This is a genomic window from Streptomyces sp. RerS4, from assembly GCF_023515955.1.
Lineage (GTDB): Bacteria > Actinomycetota > Actinomycetes > Streptomycetales > Streptomycetaceae > Streptomyces.
Genome location: NZ_CP097322.1, coordinates 5,798,992 through 5,819,843, shown reverse-complemented (window position 1 = coordinate 5,819,843; position 20,852 = coordinate 5,798,992). Strand labels below are relative to the sequence as shown.

Here is a 20,852-nt window from a genome sequence, read left to right as displayed (position 1 = left end):
CGATGGTCCGGGACACGGCACGGGGGCGCCCCCGCCCGTCACGAGGCCGGGTGGGACTCGGGAGGGGGAGGCAGCTCAGGCGTGTGTCACGGCGTACGGTGACGGCCGCGCAGCCGGCACCGCACGCGACGGGACACCAGGATCACGTCGTACCGGCAGGGGGGAACGGAGGCGGCGGCGCGGTCGGTGTGCGTGCGCATGGCCTGGTTCCCCTTCTCTTCTCGTCGCTTCTTCGCTGGGCAGCTCGGCAGCGGATCACGTCGGATCACGCCCGGCCGTCGCGGCGGGGCGTGTCGGCGAGTCTAGGGGCGGGGCCGGGCGCGGGGCATCGGGTTTTTCAGGTCAGGAGGCGGGCGCGCAGGCGGGCGACGGTGTCCGGGGTGATGCCGACGGTCTCGGTGAGGTAGGCGGTCGGGGACCCGTAACGGCTCGTCAGGTCGGCGAGGACGAGCTCCATGACGGTGGCCGGGGCGCGGCCGTACGAGGGCCAGCGCATGGTGCGACCGGGGTTCGCGGCGTGCCAGTCGGCGGTGAGGCGGGCGGTGGCCAGTTCGGTGAGGGCGAAGTCGGCGAGGATCTCCTCCTCGGGCACCTCCAGCAGGGTCAGGACGAAGGCGGCGATCAGGCCGGTGCGGTCCTTGCCGGAGGTGCAGTGGAACACGGCAGGTCCGGGCCCGTCGGCGATGAGTTCGACGGCCCGACGGATCTCCACGACCCCGTCCTCGGCGACCTCCGCGAACCGGTCGGCGAGGTAGCGCCAGGGGTCGATGTCCGGGTCGATGGCGGCCTGGTCGTAGGGGCGGTGCTCGATGCTGAGGTTGGCATAGGTGAAACGTTCCGCCTCCGGTATCCGGCCCTTGGCCTCGATCTCCCAGGGGTAGCGCAGGTCGATGACGGTCCGCACGCCCAGGTCGAGGAAGCGGTCCCAGTCCGCGCCCTGGAGCTTGCCGAGGGAGTCGGCGCGGTAGAGGGTCCCCCAGGCGACGGTCCGGCCGTCGGCGGAGCGGTATCCGCCGAGATCACGGAAGTTGTGCAGGCGCTCGAAGGGGAGATGGCGGCGGTGCGGCACGAGGGGCTCCTGGGGTACCGGTGGTCGGGGTGATGATCAGAATGCGGGGGGATCCTCGTCGGGCTCAAGGGGGTTGGGCGCGGAGGGCCGCAGGATCCGCGACTCCACGCCCGGCGGCAAGGCGAGCGGCTGTTCGAAGGTGACGACGTCGGTGAGGGTCACGGGGCCTGCGAAGGTCGCGCGGTCGAAGCTGAGGCCGGCCTCGAAGCGGGAGTGCTCGATGACGAGGGAGTCGGCGAAAGCGCATCGGTCGAAGCGGGTGTCTGTGCCGAATCGCGAGCCGGCCAGATGGACCGGTCCCTGGAACGAAGCGCGGGAGAAGTCGCTCGCGCCGCCCTCGACCTGCACATCGCGCAGGCTCAGCCGGTCCGCGAAGGCGGCGTGAGCGAAGGAGGATCCAGTGGACCAAGTCCCCTGGAGGAAGAAGGTCGGGCCGGCGAAGTGACACCGGTCGAACACCAACGGTCCGTCGACGTCACTATGGTGGAACAGGACTCCGGAGTGGAACGAGGAGTTGGAGAAGTCCGTCGCGCTCTGGAAACGGGCGTTGCGGAACGTCATGTCGCCGCGGACCGCCGTCCTCGTGAAGGACGCCCGCCGCTCGAACCTGACACCGTCGCCCGACAAGGAGTCGTCCCACACCGCGTTCGCGAAGGACACCGGCCCCTCGAACACGCCGTCGCGCAGCCACACGGGGCCCTTGAAGAGCACGCGCGCGAAGTCCGTGTGCTCCGCTGCGACCATCCCCTCGAAGTTCGCACCGCCCTCCAGCACCGCCGACCGAAAGCTGACACCTCGCGCCCAGTGGACCAGGGGGAAGGACACGACCTCGCCGGCGAAGACCCGGGTGAAGGTCGCCGCGCCCGAGAACCGGGCCGAACCGAAGTACGCGCCCTGCTCGAAAACGGCGCCGCGGAAGGAGACGTCACCGCCGAAGTAGCTCCGGGCCAACCACGTCATGCCGCTGAAGACGGCGCGCGAGAAGTCGGCGTTCCCCAGGACGGTGAGTCCGTCCTCCTCCCAGTCGTCGACGAACCGGGCCCGGGTGAAGAGCGCCGTGCCCACGCGCGGGCTGCCGTTGCGCGGGTCGCGCACGGCGTCCAGGAGCCGGCGGAGGAGGCCACCGTCGAAGGCGGTCCCCCGGAGGTCCACCGACGAGCCGGGGGTCAGGGTGGCGAGGTAGGCGTCCTGTTCCTCGGGCGGGAGGTGCGCCAGGCAGCCGGCCCGGCCCGGCAGGCGGATGGCCCCGCACGGGCCCGCGTCCGGGGTGACGAGGCCGCACCGGATCCAGCCGACCTCCTCCCGTGACACCCCGTCGGCTTCCTCCAGCAGCCCCGCCAGTTCCTCGGCGTCATCGTCGAACAGCCACCCGTCGGCCACGCCTTCCAGCGGGACGAGGGCGCGCATCGCGGTCGGGCCGAGCAGGTGGAGGAGCGTCTCGCGCAGGGACGGGGACACGATCAGGACGAGGCGTTCGCTCCTGGAGAGCCGGAAGCCTTCCATCGTGCGCGTGACCTCGTCGTGCGCCTCCATCTGCTCGGCCGGGCCTTCGGCTCCGAGGCCCACCGCCACCGCGAGCGGCGCCCCGCCGGTCGGGGTGGCCGTGGCCCGGGGCAGCGCGCCAAGCATCCGTCCGACCTGGGCCAGGGCGCCCGGTGGGTCGAGGACGAGGTGCACGGTACGGTCGTCGGCGCCGCGCTCCACGCTGCCTCGGGTGCCGGCCTCCTCCATGCACCGCATCAGCACCAGGTGCACCTCCCGACGCGCCGGCCTCCCGATCGGGTCCGGCCCCGGCCCCGCCCGCACCGTCAGGACCACCGGGGTCTCGACCGAGTCGAGCGGCGCCGGCGCGGCGGTGAAGGAGTCGTCCTCCAGCAACGTCGTAGCGGAGAGGAACACCATCCGGTCGGGCCAGACGCTGTGCACCACCCCCGCCAGCAGGCCGTTGACCGAGACCGGGCCGCCCCGGAAGTGGGTCCAGTCCTCCGCCTCGGCCGACAACGCCACGAGTTCCCCGTTGCGCGCCCCCGCCTCCAGGACCGCGTCACCGGTCAGAGCGGCCGGCTCCCCCCGGCCTTCCGTGACCCCGTCGACGCGGACCCGCATCCCGTGTGCGGAGGTCCAGCCGAGCGCGGGCAGGTCCGCGGGGGCCACGACGTCCTCCTCGCACTCCAACAGCAGTACCCGCGGGCTCCCCCCGTCCCACCACACCGGGCGGCACCCCACCTCCCGGCCGTCACCGGAGCGGATCCAGGCCTGCTGCTCCGGGTGCGTGCCGGCGTCGGCGACGGTCAGCACCAGCCGGGGCGTCAGCAGCGTGCCGACTTCGCGGGGCTCCGTGTGCGGCTCGAAGCGGACCCGCACCACCCGCTCCGCCAGGCCCGCGCCGGCAGAATCCACGTCGAGCGTCCCGGGGGGCCGTTCCGCGAACGGCAGGGCTTCGGGCGGGACCTCCCGGCGGCCCTCGCCTCCGGTGGTCACGCGGGTCGCGGAGAAGTCCGGGCCGGTGCCCCGGTGGCGGTCCATGTACTCCCACACCCCGCGCAGCACGAGTTCCCGTACGGCGGCCACGTCGCCGCGCAGTTGGGAGCCGAGCAGCACGTCCCGTACGCCCGGCAGGAAGTCGAACCGCACCTCCTCGGCGGGCTGTTCGCCGTCCCAGGGCGCGAAGAGCCCGCCGAGGGCCACCTCCGCGAGGTGTCCGTGCTCGGAGTCGCGCAGCAGGGAGCGTCGTACGAGGGTCATCACGGGCAGGGTCAGCGGTACGGCGGCCAGGTGCGCGGCGAGTCGCTGGGCGGTCGGGGAGGCGCCGGCGCGGAAGCGTTCCACCGCCTCCAGGGCGGTGGTGCGGCGGTCCGGCGCGGCAGTGCCGGGCTCGGGTGCGGCGTCCAACCGCAGGCAGGCCAGGCGGCGCCACCTCCCGTCGCCGGACACCACGCGCACGAGTCGGGCGAGGCTCCCGGAGGCGATGCCGACCACCGGGACCACCGCTCCGCCGCCGCGTGCCCGTCGGGCGGCGGGGACCCGCTGCCAGGCGCGGGTGGCGGCGGCGGGTCGGTCGCAGCGGACGGCGAACGGGACGGGGCGTACGGCGCCCCGCGTCCACAGCCGTTCGGGCAGCACGTTCAGCACGGCGACGGCGTTGTGGGTGCTCCAGTGCCGGAGCAGGCCGCGCAGCGGGGTCTCGCGCCAGCCGCCCGCGACGGTGTCGGACACGACGAGGATCAGCCGCCGGCCGGCCGGGTCCGCCAGCTCCAGCGGGTTGCGCGGCGCCGCGCCGCGTCGCCGGGCCAGCATGGGGGTGTCGCCGGGTCCGGTGCCGGTGAGCTGCCAGGTGCGGACGTCGCGGAAGACGCCGCTGCGGGTGAGGACGGCGCGCAGTTCGGCCACCAGGTCGCTCCACAGCAGCATCGAGGGGTGGGTGTCCACGACCAGGGCCAGGTCCAGCCAGCGGCTTTCGGCGGGGCGCAGGACGGGGGTGGGGACCATGGCCTCGATGCTGCGTTCCACGGTGAGTTGCTCGTCGAGTTCCTCGCCGGGGCCGCCGATGGATCGTCGTCCGACGGGCCGCAGGGAGCGCATCAGGGCGAGCGGGTCGTCCAGCGAGGCGGTACGGGGCAGCCTCAGCGGGACGCCGCGCCGGGTGCCGGGGTCGGCGTCCGGGTCGCCGGCGGTACCCGTGGCCGGGCCGGTGACGACGCGGGGGGACGCCGGGAAGAGCTGGACCGCGCCGGGCACGCGCGGGCCCGGCAGCGCGGGAGGGTCGGGTGGGGCGGGGCCCCGTGCGGTACCCGGCGCGGGGGCGGCGACCGGGGTGGGCGGGTCGGCGTACGCGGGCTCGGCGGAGGAACGCAGCGGGTCCACGCGGGCGGCGAGCCACAGGATGTCGGCGATCTCCTCGGGCCCGAGGCCGGTACGGGGCGCCGCGCTCCCGTCGCCGGTGGCACCGCCGAGGTCGGTGCCACCGGCCGCCAGGGCCCGTAGGAGTTCCTCGATCACGCGGAGGGCCCGGTCAGGTGCTGCATCACGGTGGCGAGGAACCGCTCGCGGTCGCCGGGCGCCGACCAGGCGCCGGCGAGGCGCAGTTGGATGGCGTTGAGGAGCTGGTCGGTGGCGAGGTCGCCGTCCTCGGCGCGTTCGAGGAAGCTCCGTACGAGGTCCTGGTACTCGGCGCCGTCCTCGCCGGTGATGTCGACGCCGAGTCGGCCGCGCACGATGCGGGCGAGCTTCTCCGGGCCGGGTGATTCGAGGTGGAGGCGTACGCAGCGGCGCAGGAACGCGGGGGGGAAGTCGCGTTCCCCGTTGCTGGTGAGGACCACGATGGGGAAGTAGCGGCATTGGACGCGGCCCTGGGTGACGGCGACGCCGGCGTCGGGGTCGTCGTCCGTGCCGATGACGACGGTGGGTTCCTCCTTGGCCAGTCGGGCCAGTTCGGGGATGGTGAAACCGCCGTCCTCGAAGACGGTGAGGAGGTCGCCGGGCAGGTCGATGTCGCTCTTGTCGATCTCGTCGATGAGCAGGACGCGGGGCCTGCGCTGCGGCAGCAGGGCGGTGCCGAGGGGGCCCAGGCGCAGGTAGCGGGCGATGGAGGACGGTGGGACGGGCGTGGCCGGGGCGAGGCGTGTGGTGGCGGTGCGGGTGGTGGCGGTGCGGGTCTGTTCGAGGCCGGCTTCCTGGAGGCGGCCGATGGCGTCGTAGAGGTAGAGGCCGTCGCGCAGGACGGTGCGGCTGGTGATCGGCCAGTGCAGTACGGGGCCCAGCTCCAGGTCGGCGGCGATGCTGTAGGCGAGGGTGGACTTGCCGACGCCGGGCTTGCCGGTGATCAGCAGCGGCCGGCGCAGGTGGAGCGCGGTGTTCACGACGTCCTTCTCGGGCTCGTCCGGTACGTAGCCGTGGCCGCGCCGTCGGGTGCGCTCCCAGGCCTCGCCCGTGCAGCCCGGGGGCGCGTAGGCGCCGTCGGGGATACCGCTGAAGTCCCGCCAGGGCGGGGGTGATCCGTCCTCCAGTCGGGTGCGCCGCTCCTTGCCGGGGCCCGCGCCCCGGTAGAGCCACCAGTCCTTCGCCACTGCCTCTTCCTCCATCGTCGGGTGCGGTCGCTGTCGAAGTCGGGTCGGGGTCGGGAGCCGGTGCGGACTCCGGGGCGTTTCAGGCCAGGGAGCGGAGGTCGAGGGTGTCGTCGGGATCGTCCCACAGCAGCACCAACGGGTCTGCCCCTTCGGCCTGTTGTCCGGCGGCTTCCCGACGTGCGTCGCGTACGCGGGCGGGCAGGGCGAACACGTCGGGCGCGTCGGGCACGTCGGGCTCGGCCTCGGGCGCGTCGGGATCGACCTCGGGGGCGAGCAGCGCGGGCAGCCCCCGGGCCGGCGTTCCGCCGCCGCGCCGCCAGAGCGCGACCGGTACGCCGGCTTCCAGGACGGCCTCCAGCAGTCCGGCCGTACGCGCCGCCGACACGTGGCCGAGGACGCAGGCGGGCGTGGGCCGCTCGCCCAGGCGCAGCCCGAGGGCGTCGGTGACGTCGGCGTCCTCCACGAGGTGGACGGACGCGGGGTCTCGGCCGCTCTGGGCGCACAACAGCCGCCACTTGGCGTGCCATGTGCCACGGCTGCCCTCGCGTTCCTGCGGGGAGCGCACGATCACCTCGTAGAGCGCGCCGAGGGGCCGCGTCCGGCCGGCGGGTCCGCGCGGTACGGGCCACTGGTCGAATTCCGCTTCCAGGAGCTCGTAGGGGACGTGGAACTCGATCCGCTCCGGGCCCGCGTACGCGTCCCCCTCGGGGTGCGGGCCGCCGCCGGTCGGTCCGTCCAACAGCCGCAATCGGCGTACGAGTTCGGCGCGGACGGCGTCCATCGTGACGGGTCTGTCCTCCGACTCCCATACGTGGCTGGTCCGTTCGCCGCGCACCCACATGCGGGCCAGGAGCCCGTCCTCCCCGCCCGGCGGGGTCTCCAGGCGCACGTGCAGGGTGGTGCGGCGGGCGGGCGCGGGGGCGGGGCGCAGGACGGGCAGGGCCAGGCGTTCGCGGGTGGCGCGGACCCAGCGGGCGAGCTCCGCCGCCCAGGCGGCGTCGTCCAGGCCCTGGCCGGGGCCGGATCCGGGGCCGGGTCCCCGGCGGGCCCGGTCGGCGAGGAAGTGCACGAAGGGCACGGCGAGGGGCATTGCGTCCCGGCCGCCCTGTCGTTGGTCGAGGTCCCAGGCCAGGTCGAGGAGGTTGTCGCCGGGCAGTGCGGTGTGGACGGGCGTGGTGCAGCCGGCGGCCTTGAAGGCCCACGCGTAGGCCTCGTAGGCACAGCGCGGCAGTTCGCGGCCCTCGAACAGCTCCGCGAGGCCGTCCCAGCCCGTCTGGTCGAGTCGGGCGGCGCGCGGCGGGGGCGGGCCGGGGAGGTCGTCGTCGAGGAGGGGACTGGCGTCCCAGTCGCGGTTGACGACGAACTGCGGCAGCTGCCAGCCCACGCCGCGCCGCCGCTGGTCTTCGAAGGCGCCGTGGATGGTGCGGGCGATGGCGGGCAGGCCGCTCACGCCCTCCGACACCGTCCGCTCGCCCAGTTCCCGGAGCAGTGCCTCGGTGAAGCGGCCCGCGCCGCGCTCGGAGTCGTTCTGCGCGGCCTCGCCCGCGCGGGAGGCGTAGAGGCAGAACTGTCGTCGGCCGGGGACGCTCGCGCCGCCGCCGTAGTCGACGCTGCCGAAGTTCCACCGGGCGTCACGGGGCGCGTCGACGCGGCAGGCGTCCACCAGGGCCGCCTGGAGCGGGAACCGGCGCTGTGTGACGCGGTTGGTGCGCCACCAGCGCAGTGCCGAGTCGAGGTTGAGGTGGAGGATCTGACCCGCGTGGGCGTCGGCGCAGGGCAGCATGAGTTCCTGCCCGCGCCCCCCGAGGTAGCCGTGGCCGGCCCAGAAGATCCACAGCAGGTCGCCGTCGCGCTCGGGAAGTTCGTGGAGGAGGGCGGCCTTGACGTTCGCCTCGGTCGCCGGGCGGTACGTCGACCTGAGCGCGGCCAGGCCGGGCGTGGCCTGCCAGTCGAGCCGGTCGGGGTCGTCCAGCGGGGACAGCAGCAGGGCGACGTTGGCGGGCGGCACCTCGCCGGGGCCGGTCAGCCAGCGGGCGAAGCGCAGGGCGTCACGGGCCGGCCCGCGCAGGTTCCAGCGGGGGCTGATCGCGTAGCGCTCCACCCCGACGACCAGCGCGAAGGTGCGTCCGGGCGCGAGGGTCGGCGGCAGCGGGCCCGGGGGTGCGGACGGGGACGGCGGCCCCGGAGCGGGTGGCCGCATGGAGTCCAACGGGGGCACCGGCGGCGGGGGTTCGGGGGCCGGTGGCGGCGGGGCGGAGGCCGTCACCCGATGCCCGCCTCGTTCACCGCCCGTTCGATGCGCTCGTAGAGGGCCGGCTGTTTCCAGTACGCGCTGTGGGAGGCCGGGAAGGGCTGGCGGCCGGCGAGTTCGTGGTCGGTGACGCGCGGGTCGCCGGGGAAGACGGGCTCGGCGAGGTAGGAGAGCAGGTCCTGGCGGTCGTAGACGTTGAGCCAGCGCGGGAAGCCGTAAGGGAGGACGCTGCCCGGGGCGAGGCCCGTGAGGGCGCCGAGTTCGTAGAGGTACGGGGCCTGCGAGCCGACGGTGACGAGCAGCGCGGCCCCGGGTACGGGCTCGCCGCGGGCGGCGGCCAGCGCGAGGAGGTCGACCAGGGCGATTCCGCCGAGGCTGTGGCCGATGAGGACGGTCGGGCCCGCTTCGGCGGTGATCCGGGCGCGCAGGAAGGCCCGGAGGTCGGAGCCGCGGGCCTGGTAGCGCAGGATGTCGCCGAGCGCGGGGGTGGCGCCGACGGTGAGGGGGCCGCGCCGGGCGTTGAGCAGGGGTTGGGCGGTGACGCGCAGGGCGAGCCGGCCGAGGAAGGCGGCCGCGCGGGCGCCGGGGACGCGGGCGTCGCCGCCGAGGCGGGTGGTGAGCAGTTCGACGAGCCGGTCGCGTTCGGCGGCGGTGCACACGGCGTCCTCGACGGTGGCGGCGAGGGCGCCGGCGGTCACGGCGCGGGCGAGGGCGGCGGCGAGTTCGCGGGCCTGCGGATCGTCGGTGGCGCGGTCGGCGGCGCGGGCCGCCTCGGTGGAGCGGGCGGTGGCCTCCAGGGCGGCGGGGAAGGCGGTGGCGAGGCCGGTGCCGCCGAGCAGGGCGCGGAGTTCGTCACCGGGGGCGTCGGGGGGCGTATCGCCGGGTTCCGCGGAGGGGGCTTCGGCGAGTCGCTCCAGCAGCTCCAGGACGCGGACGCCGGCGGGGCGGACGCCGGGCATGGCGAAGGGGTCGTCCGCGTAGGGGCCTTGGGCGCGGTACGGGTCTTGGGCGCCGTACGGATCTTGGGCGGCGTACACGTCTTCGGCGGCTCGATCCGTATTCCAGCCGGCCTCCGCCAACACCCGTAGCTCGCACAGCGGGTCGACGAGCAGCAGCCCCCACTCGGCGGTGTCGGTGTCGGTGTCGGCCGCCTTCAGGCCGGGGACGGAACCGCCGCCGGCGCTCAGGGTGGCGCCGAACCGCTCGCCCCAGAAGCAGGATTCGACGGAGGCGTCGGGGAACCGCCCGGTGAGCTGTTCCCGGACCACCGCGAACAGCTTGTCGTGCCGTTCCCGGCGCACCCCCGTGCCGTGCACGAACAGAAACCGCATGACCACACCGCCCCCTCGTCCGCTCTCCCCCGCCCGGCACGATAGCGCCGCCCGGCGAACATGGCGCAGGGAACGCGGTGTTCGGTGCTCGCTGCATCGAATCGAGACGTGCGGCGGGTCAGCCTCGGGGGAGGACCGTGGCGAGGACGGCGGGGAGGGGGTACCAGTCCGAGGAGGCGATCGTGGCGTGGCGGGCGGCCAGGAGCGCGACGCGGTCGCGGGCCTGGGTTTCGGTGGGGCGGACGGAGTCGATGGCCGGGGCGACGCCGTGGGCGTCGGTGGCGATCAGGAGGTAGTGGTTGCGGTCGTACCAGGCCGTGTCGATGGAGCCCGAGGCGTAGGAGCCGGCGTCGCCGTCGAAGACCACGAACCAGGGGCGCAGCGAGGCGTCGGCGTAGCGGGTGCGCGGGTCGCCCGGTTCGGCCCGGTGGACGGCGGGGAAGGCGGCGGCCTGGTCGAGGCGGCCGGCGGCGGCCAGGGCGCGCAGGTGCTCGGCGTACTCGCGGTCGGTCCAGAGCTTGTCCGAGCTGTTGCCCTCCTCCAGGGTGCCGGGGATCAGCTCGACGAGGAACTTCCCGGCCATCGCGGAGCGGGCGGGCCAGGCTCCGGCGCGGGCGGCGGTGTCGAGGTCGGGGTGGCCGGCGGCGAGCCGGCCGGGCCGGTAGAGGGAGTCACCCAGGGTGGAGTTCAGGAGGGAGTCGAGCGCGGCGGGGCCGCGGCCGAGGTTGGCGGCGAAGCCGTCCTTCAGTTCCAGCTTGAGGATGACGGGGCGGTGGCCCGGGTGGGCGTCATGCCAGCTGCGGATGTCGGCGAGGCAGCCCGCGAGGTTCTGGTTGCGGGCCTTGGTGCGCAGTTGGGCGGGGGTGGTGGCGTTCTCGCAGTTGTTGTCGTTGCCGAAGGGATTGTCGTGGGAGACGCGCCAGGAGCTGCCGAAGAAGTTGGTCCACACGTCGAGTTCGAGCATGGCCGCGCCGGAGTCGAGGGCGTCGGCGAGGTACGGGAACTTCGTCTTCTCGTAGGCGTTGTGTACGCCGACGCCGGTGGAGCCGGCGTACGGGAGGTCCGCGGCGGAGGCCGGCGCCGTGGCGGTCGTCAGGACCAGGCCGAGGGCGGCCAGGGCGGACACCAGCACGCCCCTCGCCCGCTTCGCTGTTCTCATGGCTTCGCTCCCGTTTCCCCTGGGTGGTCAAGTCGCCGTGAGGTTAAGGGGGTTGGGTGGCGTACGGAAGGCCGGCGGATGACGGCCCGGGTCGGGCGCGGGCGCGTGTGAGCAGGAACACGGGGGCATCGCGGAACATGTGTCACCTTTGGGGGGAAGCGGAGGCCATGACCAGGGCAGAGGTGGGCAACGGATGAGCGGCGGGAGCGGGTGCGTACCGTGTTCGGCGCGATGAGGCACAAGGGCGCGGTGCTGTGGGCACTGGGCGGCGCGTGCGGCCTGGCGGCGACCCTCGTGGTGGGGCGGACGGACCTCTTCGGGCGCGTCGCCACCGGGGACGCGAAGCGCGGCAGCTACGTACAGGACGCCGCGCTCGCCGACGAGGCGGCGGCCGGCGTGGAGCGGATCACCCGGGCCGCCGAACCCCTCGCGACCCCGTCCCCGGCGGCGGGCACCGACTGGCGGCCCTCCGAGCCGCTGGAGGCCCGGCCGGCCCCGGCCGAGGCGGCGACGGGGGCACTGTTCTCCCCCGGCCTGGACTGGGACGGCGACCACCACTGCTCCGGCAGCGTGGTCCACTCCCCCGGCGGCGACCTGATCGCCACCGCCGCGCACTGCGTGTACCAGGGCGGCTTCCGCACCAACCTCGCCTTCGTCCCCGGCTACCGGGACGGCGCGGCCCCCTACGGCGTCTGGGTGCCCACCCGCGTCGAGGTGGACCCCCGCTGGGTGGAGGCCTCCGACCCCGACCACGACGTGGCGTTCATCCGGGTACGCGGCGTCGGACAGCCGGGGCGGCGGCTGGAGGAGGTCACCGGCGCGCACCCGCTCGGCCTTCGCCCCGAACTACCCACGCCCGCACGGCTGGTGGGCTACCCGAACGACACCGAGGAGCCCCTCGGCTGCGCCAACACCGCCGAACCCGACGGGCCCACGCAGCTGCGGCTGGACTGCGCGGACGTGCCGAACGGGACCAGCGGCGGCCCCGTCCTGAGCGCGGCGGGGGCGCTGATCGGGGTGATCGGCGGCCGCGACGGCGGCGGGGACGAACTGACCTCGTACAGCAGCTACTTCGGCGCGGGAACCGAGGCGTTGTACGAGCGGGCGACCCGGGACTGAGTCCCCGGACCGCCCGGCACATCGGCGTCAGGCCTCCCCGGCGGCGCGGGCCGCGCGCCATTCGGGGGCGAGGACGGACCAGACCTCCTGGTCGTGCCGCTCCCCGCGGTAGAGGTAGCTCTGGCGCAGGACCCCGTCACGGGTCATGCCGAGGCGGCGGGCCACGGCGATGCTGGGCTCGTTGGCGTCCACCACCCACCAGTCGACGCGGTGTACGGCCCGTTCCTCGATGGCCCAGTCGATGAGGACGCGCGCCGCCCGGGTCACCAGCCCCCGGCCGACTCCCGCCGGCTCCAGCCAGCAGCCGGCCTCCGCCGTGCCCTGGGCGACGTCCAAGTGCCGCAGGATGACGGCGCCGACGAGCTTGTCGTCGGCCCAGATGCCCTGCATGCGACCGGTGTCGGCGGCCGTCTTGTCGGCGTACGCCTGGAGGAACGCCCGGCTCGACGCCAGGTCGGTGACGATGTCGGGCAGGCCGTTGAACCGTCCGATGAACTCCCGCCCCCGGTCGACGTGGGCGAGGAACTCCTCGGCCCGCCACGGTTCGAGGGGGCGCAGCTCGGCGCCGTCGTCACCCAGGGATATCGCGTACATCGGCACTCTCCGCCCTCAGGACCGCCGCGCCCGCCCCGGGCACGGGTGAGGGGTGATCGTCTCACTTTCCGACGACGCGGTGTCTGGGTGGTTGTCCGGAGTGTCGTCCATACCGCCGAGTGTGCCGCCGCCCGCCCCGCCCGGGTCAGCCGCGCCCGGGGGCGGACGGATGCGCACCGGGGCGTCCGGAAGCGACCGGGGGGCGCGCCCCGTGCGCGGCGAGCCCGACGGGTCGACGCGGGCCGGCGTGGCGCCCCCGCCGTCAGCTCCCGGACGCGGCCGTGACCAGGACGTCGCCCGCCGGGAGGCGGGTGTACAGGACCGTGCGGCCGGTGCGGCGGCGGAGGATCAGGCCTGCCGCGAGGAGGACCTTGAGCTGGCCGGCCACCGTGCCCAGTCCGAGGCCGGTCAGCGCGACCAGCTGCGTCGTGGACTTCGGGCTCTCCAGCAGGACGAGCACCCGTGCCCGTACGGGTCCCAGCAGCCGGGCCAGGGCCTGCGGGACGTCCTCTGCCGGACCCGCGCCGCCCGCCTGCGCGAGCTGCCCCTCGCAGGGGTAGACCAGCGCGTGCCGCCGGCGCCCCGTCCAGGCGACCCAGCCGTGGTCGGGCGTCACCGGGACGAACACCAGCCCCGCGTCCCCCGACAGTTCGCGCGGCGGCCGGTCCTGGAGGTTGATCCGCAGCCGCCCCTCCCCGAGCCACGCCATGCCCGGTCGCATCCCGGACAGGGCCGCCGCCCAGCCGCCCCGGCTCAGCTGCGCGGTCCGTACGAGGATGTCCGCCTCGGCGACGCGGCGCCGCCGCTCCCAGTCGGGGCGTACCGTCCGCTCCCACACCCACTCCAGCAGCTCGGCCGTCCTCGGCCCCAACTCCCGCGCCCGGTCGAGGATCTCCGGCAGTCGCCCGGTGGCGGCGCGCAGGTCCGTACGGACCACCGCGTCCGGGATCGCCCGGATCGCGGCGAGCTCCTCGGCCACGGGGCGCCCGTCGGGCGGCGGCGTGAGGAAACCGGCGATCCACAGCCGCCCGAGGGCGGCCCCCACCAGAGCCGCCGTCACCGGTTCGGAGGCCAAGTAGTCCTTGTAGGCCGGGAGTTGCGCGGCGAGCCAGGTCCGGTCACCGGGGTGGGTCGCGGTGCGCCGGTGCAGGGCCATCAGCGCGGCCGTGGTCTCGGCGGGCGCGGACACGACGAAGCGGCTGCCCGCGAGGGCGTCGGTGTCGATCCGCCACCAGCCCATGACCTCGCCCGCCCCCATCCGGGTTTCGTCTCCAGGCGAAACATTAGGCCACCCCCGCACCCGCCCCGAGACTCCCCGCATGCCCCGCACCTACCGCTCGCTCGCCCGCGTACCCGAGTTCACCCCGTTCTTCACGGCCGTCGCCCTGCGCATCGGCGCCTCCACCGTCGGCTCGCTCGCCCTCGGCGTCCTCGTCTACGACCGCACCCGCAGCCCGCTGCTGTCCGCCCTCGCCATGTTCGGCCCCTCCCTCGCCCAGGTCCTCGGCGCGACCCTGCTGCTGTCGGCCGCCGACCGGCTGCCGCCGCGCGCGGCCCTCGCCGTCCTCGCCGCCGGCGCCGCGGCCGGGACCGCCCTGCTCGCCGTGCCGGGGCTGCCGCTGTGGGCGGTGTTCGCCGTCCTGCTCGGCCAGGGGCTCGCCGATTCCCTGGCCGGCGGCGTGCGGTACGGGCTGCTCACCGAGATCCTGCCGCCCGCCGACTACCTGCCGGCCCGCTCGCTGCTCGCCGTCTGCGCGGGGCTCACGCAGGTCGCCGGCTTCGCCCTCGGCGGGCTGCTCCTCGCCGCGCTCTCCCCGCGCGGGGCGCTGCTCGTGGCCGCCGCCCTCGGTGGGGCCGCCGCCCTCACCACCGTCCTCGGGCTGCGCCCGCGCGCGCCCCGAGCCGCTGGCCGGCCCACCCCGGCCGAGACCTGGCGGGTCAACCGGCTGCTGCTGTCCCACCCGGCCCGCCGGACCCTGTACCTCGCGCTGTGGGTGCCCAACGGGCTGATCGTCGGCTGTGAGTCCCTGTTCGTCCCCTACGACCCCCCGCACGCCGGCCTCCTCTTCGGCTGCGCCGCCGCCGGGATGCTCGTCGGGGACACCGTCGCCGGTCGCTTCCTGTCGGCCCGGCTGCGGGTACGGCTCGCGGCGCCGCTGCGGCTGCTGCTGGCCGTGCCCTACCTGGTGTTCCTCCTCGAACCGGGCCCCCTGCTCGCCACCGCCGCCGTGACCCTCGCCTCCACCGGCTACGCGGCCGGGCTCCTGATGCAGGAACGCCTCGTACCGCTCCTGCCCGAGGGCACCCAGGGCCAGGCGCTCGGACTCCACTCCGCCGGGATGCTGACCCTCCAGGGGCTCTGCGCGGCGCTCGCCGGCGCGCTCGCCCAGTACACCTCCCCGGCACTCGCGATCACCGCGCTGGCAGCCGCGTCCGTCCTCGTCACCCTGGCACTGGAGCCGGGCCTGCGCCCCAGTAAGCTGCGGGTCCATCCGCCGCACGCCCCTTCGACCGTTCCCCGAGGTACCGCGCAGTGAGCTCCGCAGCACCCCCGATACCCGTGACGGTCGTCGGCCTCGGCGCCGACGGCTGGGCCGGGCTCACCGCCGGCGCCCGGTCCGCGCTCTCGGCCGCCGAGGTCCTGATCGGCGGGCCGCGCCAGCTCGACCTGCTGCCGGCCCCCGAGTGCCCCGGGCTGCGGATCGCCTGGCCCAGCCCGCTGCGTCCGGCCGTACCGAAGCTGACGGCCGAACACGCGGGGCGCCGCATCGCGGTCCTGGCCAGCGGCGACCCGATGTTCTACGGGATCGGCCGCGCCCTGTGCGAGGAGCTGGGCCCCGAGGCGCTGCGGATCCACCCGCACCCCTCCTCCGTGTCGTACGCCTGCGCCCGGCTGGGCTGGCCGGTGGAGGACACCGAGGTCGTCACCGTCGTCGGCCGGCCGGTGGCGCGGCTGGCGGCCGCGCTGTACGAAGGCCGGCGGGTGCTGGTGCTCAGCGGCGGAGCGGCGTCCCCGAACGAGATCGCCGCTCTGCTGCGAGAGCGGGGCTTCGGCCCGAGCCGGATGCGGGTGCTGGAACAGCTCGGCTCCGAGCACGAGGACGCGTACGAGGGCCACGCGCTGGACTGGGCCCATCCTCCGGGCCACCCCCTCAACGTGGTCGCCGTCGACTGCCGCCGCGACCCCGCCCACCCGGCGCCCCGGCTCGGCGCGACGCCCGGCCTGCCGGATGCCGCGTACGAGCACGACGGGCAGCTCACCAAGCGGCACGTGCGCGCCGCGACCCTGTGCGCGCTGGCCCCGGCCCCCGGCGAGTCGCTGTGGGACATCGGCGGCGGCTCCGGCTCGATCGGCATCGAGTGGATGCGTACGCACCCCTCCTGCCGGGCCGTCGCGATCGAGCGGGTGCCCGAGCGGGCGGCCCGCATCACCGCCAACGCGGCGGCGCTGGGCGTGCCGGGCCTGCGCGTGGTCGTCGGCGCGGCGCCGGCGGCGCTGATCGGACTGCCCGCTCCCGACGCCGTGTTCATCGGCGGCGGGCTCACGGCGCCCGGCCTGCTCGACGCGGCCTGGGAGGCCCTGGCCCCCGGCGGCCGGCTGGTGGTCAACACCGTCACCCTGGAGTCGGAGGCGGTCCTCGCCGAGCGCTACCGCCGCCACGGCGGGGACCTGGTGAAGCTGGCCGTCGCGCACGCCGTGCCGGTCGGCGGGTTCACCGGCTGGCGCCAGGCGATGCCGGTCACCCAGTGGTCGGTCACCAAGCCCCTCACCTCCACCCCGCCCCCCGCCCCGACCTGCGACAGCGCGAAGGATCAGTCATGACCGTGTACTTCATCGGAGCGGGCCCCGGCGCCGCCGACCTGATCACCGTGCGCGGTGCCCGCACCCTGGCCGCCGCGCCCGTCTGCCTGTACGCGGGCAGCCTGGTCCCGCGCGAACTGCTCGCCGAATGCCCGGCGGACGCCCGGCTGGTGGACACGTCGCGACTGAACCTGGACGAGATCGTCGCCGAGTGCGTACGGGCCCACGAGGCGGGGCAGGACGTGGCGCGGCTGCACTCCGGTGACCCGTCGATCTTCAGCGCCGTCGCCGAGCAGATGCGGCGCCTGGACGCGGCCGGGATCCCGTACGAGGTCGTCCCGGGCGTGCCCGCGTTCGCGGCGGCTGCGGCCGCGCTGAAGCGGGAGCTCACCGTCCCCACCGTGGGCCAGACCGTGATCCTGACGCGCATCGCCCAGCAGGCCACGCCGATGCCGCCCGGCGAGGACCTCGCCACCCTCGGCCGCAGCGGCGCGCTGCTGGTCCTGCATCTGGCGACGCGCTACGTGGACCGGGTCGTGGACGAACTGCTTCCGCATTACGGGGCCGAGTGCCCGGTGGCGGTCGTGGCGATGGCCAGCCGCCCCGACGAGCTGATCCTGCGCGGCACCCTGGCCGACATCGCGCCCCGGGTGAAGGAGGCGGGCCTGGTCCGTACGGCGGTCATCGTGGTCGGCCGGACGCTGGGCGCAGAGCAGTTCCGCGACAGCCACCTGTACTCCCCCGAACGCGACCGGCATGTCTGCTGAGCCGCGTGAGTCCCGCGAGTCCCGCGAGCCGCGTGAGGCCCACGAGCCGCGCGATCCGCGTGAGCCCCGCGAGCACGTCCTGATCCTGGGCGGCACCACCGAAGCCCGCCTCCTCGCCCGGACCCTGGCCGGGAACCCCGCCTACCGGGTGACCACCTCCCTGGCGGGCCGCGTGGCCGCGCCGGTGCTGCCGCCGGGCGAGGTCCGGATCGGCGGCTTCGGCGGCGCCGAGGGGCTGGCGGGGTGGATCGTCGGCCACGACGTCACCCGAGTCGTCGACGCCACGCACCCCTTCGCGGAGCGCATGAGCTTCCACGCCTCGCGGGCCCGTGCCCTGACGGGCGTACCGCTGCTGGCGCTGCGCCGGCCCGGCTGGACGGCCGGCCCCGATGACGCCTGGACCTTCGCGGACTCCCTCGCGCACGCCGCCGCCCTGCTGCCCGGACTCGGGAGCCGGGTGTTCCTGACGACCGGCCGGATGGGCCTGCACACCTTCGCCGGGCTCACCGACACCTGGTTCCTGGTGCGTTCGGTGGACCCTCCCGCCGGGCCCGTGCCGCCGCGCCTCGAAGTGCTGCTGGCGCGCGGACCGTTCGGCCTGGAGGACGAGCGGGAGCTGCTGGCCCGCCACCGGATCGACGTACTGGTCACCAAGGACAGCGGCGGCGCCGCGACCGCCCCGAAACTCACGGCCGCCCGCGAGGCGGGCGTCCCGGTCCTGATCGTCCGCCGCCCGCCGATCCCCGAAGACGTCCCCGAGGCCCCCTCGGTGGAAGCCGCGCTGCACTGGCTGGGCGCCACCCGCTGCGCGTAGGGGTGTCCGGGCGGAATCCGCCGGGGCCTTCGCGGGCAACACCGGCCCGACCCGGCACGGATCGTCGCCGTCAGGGCTCCGACCGGGGCGAATACCGGTCCCTGCCGGCTCCCACCCGCCCTCCGCACCCTCTAGGCTGAACCAATGCGGATACGTCACTCCCTCGTCCTGGTCATCGCCGCCGCGGCGCTCCTCACCGGCTGCGGAGAGAAAGCGGAGCCCCGGGGTTGGGAGCCCGACGACGCGCTCCAGCGGGCCGACGAGACCCTCGGGAAGGACACCGGCGGTGAGGGGCGCGTGACGATGCGTGGCACCGGCTTCGTCGCGGCCGGCCTCGACAAGACCCTGGAGACCGGCGGGGAGCGCCCGTACCGCTTCGACATCGCCTGCGACAGCGAGGAGAGCCCCCGCGTCACCCTGGTGCTGTCGCGCGAAGGCGGCTCCGGGGACCGGTCGTTCGACGTCCCGTGCACCGCCGGCGAGGCCGTACGGCTCAACTTCCCGGCGGGCGCGGCCCTGACCGCCCGCATCGAGCCGGCGGCGCAGGACGACTCGCCGCCGGCCGGCGTCCTGTCCTGGCAGCTGCTGACCGTCGACCCGAGAACGGTCGAGGGCTGCGCCGACGTCCTGGCCGGCTGCTCCGGCTGATCCGCGTCCGGCCCGGGGCGGGGTGCGCCGCAGCGATCCCCCCGCCCCGGGCCGGCGGGTCCGTCACGGGTAGCGGCGCGGGGTCCACGTCAGGCGGGTGCCGTCGGGGCGCTCGGTGACCTGGGTCTGCGAGGAGCCGATCAGCAGCAGCGTGCGCATGTCCACCTCGGCGGGCTCCAGCTCGGCCAGCGCCATGATCCGTACGGACTGCTCCGGGCCGCCCACGTCCCGGGCCACGACCACCGGCGTCTGCGGCGAACGCAGCTCCAGCAGCAGTTCCTTGGCCTGCGCGACCTGCCAGGTCCGGCTGCGGGAGCCCGGGTTGTACAGGGCGAGGACCAGGTCGGCGGCGGCGGCCGCGCGCAGCCGCTCGGCGATGACCTCCCACGGCTTGAGCCGGTCGGAGAGCGAGATCGTGGCGTAGTCGTGGCCGAGGGGGGCGCCGGCCGCGGCGGCGGCCGCGTTGGCGGCGGTCACCCCCGGCAGGACCCGTACCGGCACGTCCTTGTACTCCGGCTGCCCCGCGACCTCCAGGACGGCGGTGGCCATGGCGAAGACGCCCGGGTCGCCGCCGGAGACCACGGCCACCCGCTTGCCGCGCCGGGCGAGGTCGAGGGCGAACTCGGCGCGCTCGGACTCGACCTTGTTGTCGGAGCCGTGGCGCATCTGGCCGGGTTTGACCGGGACCCGGTCCAGGTACGTGGTGTACCCGACGAGCACCTCCGCGTCGGCCAGCGCCCGCTTCGTCTCGGGGGTCAGCCACAGCGGTCCGGCGGGCCCGGTGCCGACGACCACGACCCCGCCGGGGCCGGGCGGGACGCTGCCCGGGTTGCCGATCCGGCTGGGGACGACGGCGACGGCGAAGTACGGGACGCTGTCCGGGTCGGTGTCCGCGAGGAGCCCGGTCCGCTCGCCGGCCATCGTGGCGCGTTCCACGTAGCGGGCCTCGGCGAGGCGACCGCTGCCCTCCATGGCCCGTCGGACGGCGGGGAAGGTCCGGCCGAGCTTCATGACGACCGCCGAGTCGGTGGCGGCGAGACGGGCGGTCAGCTCCTCCTCGGGCAGGGTGCCGGGCAGGATCGTCAGCACCTCCTCGCCCTCGACGAGCGGGGTGCCGAGCCGGGCGGCGGCGGCGCTCACGGAGGTGACGCCGGGGATGACCTCGGCCTCGTAGCGGTCGGCGAGCCGCTTGTGCATGTGCATGTACGAGCCGTAGAAGAGCGGGTCGCCCTCGGCGAGGACGGCGACGGTGCGCCCGGCGTCGAGGTGCGCGGCGAGGCGGGCCGCGCAGGCCTCGTAGAACTCGTCCATCGCGCCCTGGTAACCGCCGGGGTGGTCGGTGGTCTCGGTGGTGACCGGGTAGACCAGCGGCTCCTCGACGTGGTCGGCGCGCAGGTGCTTCGCGGCGATCGAGCGGGCGATGGAACGGCCGTGGCGTGCGCTGTGGTAGGCGATCACATCGGCTTCGGCGATGACCTCGACGGCCCGCAGCGTCATCAGCGACGGATCGCCGGGACCGAGCCCCACCCCGTACAACTTGCCCTGGCCCAATTCGCGCTGACCCACGGCCTTCTGACGGTCGCTCATTCTTCCTCGCTCGCGATCGCGTTGACGGCGGCGGCCGCGATGGCGCTGCCTCCGCGCCGGCCCCGCACGATCAGGTGGTCCAGGCCCGAGGGGTGGGCGGCGAGGGCGTCCTTGGACTCGGCGGCGCCGATGAAGCCGACGGGCACGCCGATGACGGCGGCCGGGCGCGGGGCGCCTTCCTCGATCATCTCCAGCAGCCGGAACAGCGCGGTCGGCGCGTTGCCCACCGCGATCACCGAACCCTCCAACAGACCCTTGTCACGCCAGACTTCAAGGGCGGCGGCGCTGCGCGTGGTGCCCATCCTCGCGGCGAGTTCGGGCACCGCCGGGTCGGACAGGGTGCAGATGACGTCGTTGTCGGCGGGCAGTCGCTTACGGGTGACCCCGCTGGCCACCATCTGGACGTCGCACAGGATCGGGGCGCCGGCGTGCAGGGCGGCGCGGGCGCGCAGGACCACCTCGGGGGTGTAGCCGAGGTCCTGGGGGAGGTCGGTCATACCGCAGGCGTGAATCATGCGCACCGCGACCTGCGCGACGGAGGCGGGCAGCCCGGAGAGGTCCGCCTCGGCGCGGATCGTGGCAAAGGACTGGCGGTAGATCGCGGCGCCGTCCTTCTCGTACTCGAACACGGTGTACTCGCTCATT

16 protein-coding genes are annotated in these 20,852 nt (G+C 75.1%); 6 read left to right on the top strand and 10 right to left on the bottom strand.

What is annotated here, in order from left to right:
- Nucleotides 1-337 precede the first annotated feature (337 nt).
- The 6 genes from M4D82_RS26795 to M4D82_RS26770 form a co-directional block, all read right to left on the bottom strand.
- The gene (locus tag M4D82_RS26795) at nucleotides 338-1,069 is read right to left on the bottom strand and encodes a tyrosine-protein phosphatase (RefSeq protein WP_249768501.1); all 732 of its coding nucleotides are present in this window, start codon (nucleotides 1,067-1,069) and stop codon (nucleotides 338-340) included.
- A 36-nt stretch (nucleotides 1,070-1,105) separates the two neighbouring features.
- Nucleotides 1,106-5,068, bottom strand: coding sequence for a pentapeptide repeat-containing protein (locus M4D82_RS26790; protein ID WP_249768500.1), 3,963 nt, complete (start codon nucleotides 5,066-5,068; stop codon nucleotides 1,106-1,108).
- Nucleotides 5,065-6,135, bottom strand: coding sequence for an AAA family ATPase (locus M4D82_RS26785; RefSeq protein WP_249768499.1), 1,071 nt, complete (start codon nucleotides 6,133-6,135; stop codon nucleotides 5,065-5,067). Before M4D82_RS26785 ends, M4D82_RS26790 begins: the two co-directional genes overlap by 4 nt.
- A gap of 79 nt (nucleotides 6,136-6,214) precedes the next feature.
- The gene (locus M4D82_RS26780; RefSeq protein WP_283844517.1) at nucleotides 6,215-8,335 is read right to left on the bottom strand and encodes a VMAP-C domain-containing protein; all 2,121 of its coding nucleotides are present in this window, start codon (nucleotides 8,333-8,335) and stop codon (nucleotides 6,215-6,217) included.
- Between the two features lie 62 nt (nucleotides 8,336-8,397).
- A complete protein-coding gene (locus M4D82_RS26775) occupies nucleotides 8,398-9,717 on the bottom strand; it encodes a hypothetical protein (protein ID WP_249768498.1) in 1,320 nt (439 codons plus the stop codon).
- Nucleotides 9,718-9,835: 118 nt separating this feature from the next.
- Nucleotides 9,836-10,876 carry a phosphatidylinositol-specific phospholipase C domain-containing protein gene (locus M4D82_RS26770; protein ID WP_249768497.1) on the bottom strand — a complete coding sequence of 347 codons (1,041 nt, stop codon included), beginning with the start codon at nucleotides 10,874-10,876 and terminating at the stop codon, nucleotides 9,836-9,838.
- Between the two features lie 231 nt (nucleotides 10,877-11,107).
- On the opposite strand from M4D82_RS26770, the gene M4D82_RS26765 reads away from it, so the two are divergent.
- Nucleotides 11,108-11,995 (top strand): trypsin-like serine peptidase, encoded by an 888-nt coding sequence (locus M4D82_RS26765; protein ID WP_249768496.1) that lies wholly within the window; start codon nucleotides 11,108-11,110, stop codon nucleotides 11,993-11,995.
- 27 nt (nucleotides 11,996-12,022) lie between these two features.
- On the opposite strand, the gene M4D82_RS26760 is transcribed toward M4D82_RS26765, so the two are convergent.
- On the bottom strand, nucleotides 12,023-12,589 hold the full coding sequence (locus tag M4D82_RS26760; RefSeq protein ID WP_249768495.1) for a GNAT family N-acetyltransferase: 567 nt from the start codon (nucleotides 12,587-12,589) through the stop codon (nucleotides 12,023-12,025).
- A gap of 262 nt (nucleotides 12,590-12,851) precedes the next feature.
- The gene (locus M4D82_RS26755) at nucleotides 12,852-13,829 is read right to left on the bottom strand and encodes a winged helix-turn-helix domain-containing protein (RefSeq protein ID WP_249772185.1); all 978 of its coding nucleotides are present in this window, start codon (nucleotides 13,827-13,829) and stop codon (nucleotides 12,852-12,854) included.
- Nucleotides 13,830-13,908: 79 nt separating this feature from the next.
- On the opposite strand from M4D82_RS26755, the gene M4D82_RS26750 reads away from it, so the two are divergent.
- The 5 genes from M4D82_RS26750 to M4D82_RS26730 all read left to right on the top strand — a co-directional run bounded on the left by M4D82_RS26750 (nucleotide 13,909) and on the right by M4D82_RS26730 (nucleotide 18,620).
- Nucleotides 13,909-15,126, top strand: a complete 1,218-nt coding sequence (locus tag M4D82_RS26750) for an MFS transporter (protein ID WP_249768494.1) — start codon at nucleotides 13,909-13,911, stop codon at nucleotides 15,124-15,126.
- Nucleotides 15,123-16,412, top strand: a complete 1,290-nt coding sequence (gene cbiE / locus M4D82_RS26745) for a precorrin-6y C5,15-methyltransferase (decarboxylating) subunit CbiE (RefSeq protein ID WP_249768492.1) — start codon at nucleotides 15,123-15,125, stop codon at nucleotides 16,410-16,412. The genes M4D82_RS26750 and cbiE overlap by 4 nt, the downstream gene beginning before the upstream one ends.
- Nucleotides 16,409-17,158, top strand: a complete 750-nt coding sequence (gene cobM / locus M4D82_RS26740) for a precorrin-4 C(11)-methyltransferase (protein ID WP_249768491.1) — start codon at nucleotides 16,409-16,411, stop codon at nucleotides 17,156-17,158. The genes cbiE and cobM overlap by 4 nt, the downstream gene beginning before the upstream one ends.
- On the top strand, nucleotides 17,148-17,972 hold the full coding sequence (locus M4D82_RS26735) for a cobalt-precorrin-6A reductase (protein ID WP_249768489.1): 825 nt from the start codon (nucleotides 17,148-17,150) through the stop codon (nucleotides 17,970-17,972). Before cobM ends, M4D82_RS26735 begins: the two co-directional genes overlap by 11 nt.
- A gap of 144 nt (nucleotides 17,973-18,116) precedes the next feature.
- On the top strand, nucleotides 18,117-18,620 hold the full coding sequence (locus M4D82_RS26730) for a hypothetical protein (protein WP_249768488.1): 504 nt from the start codon (nucleotides 18,117-18,119) through the stop codon (nucleotides 18,618-18,620).
- Between the two features lie 63 nt (nucleotides 18,621-18,683).
- Here M4D82_RS26730 and M4D82_RS26725 read toward each other — a convergent pair whose 3' ends face one another.
- On the bottom strand, nucleotides 18,684-20,207 hold the full coding sequence (locus M4D82_RS26725; protein ID WP_249768486.1) for a precorrin-2 C(20)-methyltransferase: 1,524 nt from the start codon (nucleotides 20,205-20,207) through the stop codon (nucleotides 18,684-18,686).
- On the bottom strand, nucleotides 20,204-20,851 hold the full coding sequence (locus M4D82_RS26720; protein WP_249768485.1) for a precorrin-8X methylmutase: 648 nt from the start codon (nucleotides 20,849-20,851) through the stop codon (nucleotides 20,204-20,206). The genes M4D82_RS26725 and M4D82_RS26720 overlap by 4 nt, the downstream gene beginning before the upstream one ends.
- Nucleotide 20,852: the final 1 nt, after the last annotated feature.